The sequence below is a fragment of the Streptococcus sp. GMD6S genome (genome assembly GCF_000297015.1).
This window is the reverse complement of record NZ_AJRH01000245.1, coordinates 1-616: the sequence shown is the minus strand read 5'-3', so window position 1 is coordinate 616 and position 616 is coordinate 1. Positions and strand designations below refer to the sequence as shown.

General features: G+C 34.3%; 1 protein-coding gene. It reads left to right on the top strand.

The window, feature by feature from the left end; all coding sequences use genetic code 11:
• Nucleotides 1-420, top strand: a 420-nt coding sequence (locus tag GMD6S_RS09950) for a hypothetical protein (RefSeq protein ID WP_008295134.1), incomplete at its 5' end; no start/stop codon positions are given.
• Nucleotides 421-616 lie beyond the last annotated feature (196 nt).

Genomic DNA, 616 nt, shown 5'->3' with positions numbered 1-616 from the left:
AAAAAACGTACTTTGGTTTGGCTAGTTATAGCCCTTGTAGTATTTGGAGGAGGCGCATGGATGGCACAGGAAACAAATCTATTTGGAGGAATAACTCTGAGCCCACGGGCTAAGCAGTTGGCTTATCTGAAGGAGCATGAAGAGGAAATGGCGAACTTCGTTAAATCTTGGAATTCAAAAGTTGAGAGTGTCCAATTTGATTGGGATAGTATGGAAGTTGGTCAGGTAGGAAATGGAACTCCTCAAGGCGGAGGTTATATGATGACAGTGAACGGTAGAATCAATAATAATAAGGATACTAAATTTACATTAGGTTTTCCACTAAAACGTAATTTAAATGAAATCCCTGAGAAACTTGTTATTATTCAAATGCAACCAATAAGAATTTTGAAAGGAAATTTATGGGATCTTTATGACTAACAGTAACTTAAAAACCTTTGATAATTTTTACTCAAATTTAATATTACTCATTCTCTACCAACTTAGAATACTTGCTAAAAGTATTTTTTTTTTACATTCATGATATAATATACTTAGATTCCGCTATATAGGAGGAAAGAGATGAAAAAACGTACTTTACTTTGGCTAGTTATAGCCCTTGTAGTATTTGGAGGAG